We start from the raw sequence: 760 nt of genomic DNA, 5'->3' as shown, positions 1-760 counted from the left end.
GGACCGGGATGTTGATCGCGGTGTCGGCGCCGAAGGTGGCGTCGGGCCGGCGGTAGATGAAGGTGTTGATCGCGTAGACGCCCTCGGGCAGCGGCGCGCCGGTGGCCAGGCCGACCTGCTCGCCGGGGATCGTGGTGGTCTGGGCGAAGGCTTCCGTCGCGGTCACGCCGACCGAAAGCATCACCGCTGCTGCGGCAAGCCAGTTCTTGATCATTTTCTCGTTCCTTCCCAAGGATTTCCGCGCTTCGTCCCGCCGCCTCTGCACTACCTTGCCGGTCTGCCGTCTGCGCGGCTCCCGTGCGAGATGTGCCAAGCGCCCCCTACGAAGCCGGCCCGTGTCTCAACGCTGATAACTATTCTACAGAGCGTCGGCGAAAGACAGTGGAATGCCTCGAATCTGATCAGCGAGAGCCGAACCGTTGCTCAAATGCCGCAATCTTGTCGCGGCGCAACAGTGACGGGAACCCAGCGGACGGGATCGCTATCCGGCAGAATAGCGCATGCCGTTCAGCGCCTTGGCGGAGGAAGCGGAGCGGGAGGATTCGGCAAGGCGGGCGGGACGGTTCGCCCGGGCGCCGACGCGGTCCGAGGCCTTCGACTGCGCCGCGAAGGCCTCGATCGAGCCGCCGGACCGTGCCCGGACGCGTGCGGCCGCCGCGCCGCCCGCCGAATCGTGCGCGGCGCGGCGCGGCCACTCGGCAGATCTTGCCGACCGCTTCCGGCATTCGGCGGGGGCGGCGGCGCGCCCCGTCGCTTACGG

Annotated in this window: 1 protein-coding gene and 1 pseudogene; one reads left to right on the top strand and one right to left on the bottom strand. The window is 68.8% G+C overall.

The genetic code is table 11. From position 1 onward, the window contains the following. A pseudogene (locus FV229_RS27050) lies at nucleotides 1-214 on the bottom strand (transporter); the annotation flags it as partial. Between the two features lie 286 nt (nucleotides 215-500). On the opposite strand from FV229_RS27050, the gene FV229_RS27850 reads away from it, so the two are divergent. Next, nucleotides 501-760: hypothetical protein (locus FV229_RS27850; protein WP_210246634.1), on the top strand; the 260-nt coding region annotated here is incomplete at its 3' end.

This window comes from Methylobacterium sp. WL120, assembly GCF_008039465.1.
Lineage (GTDB): Bacteria > Pseudomonadota > Alphaproteobacteria > Rhizobiales > Beijerinckiaceae > Methylobacterium > Methylobacterium cerastii.
Note: the sequence above shows the minus strand (reverse complement) of the source record. Positions and strands in the feature narration are given on the sequence as shown.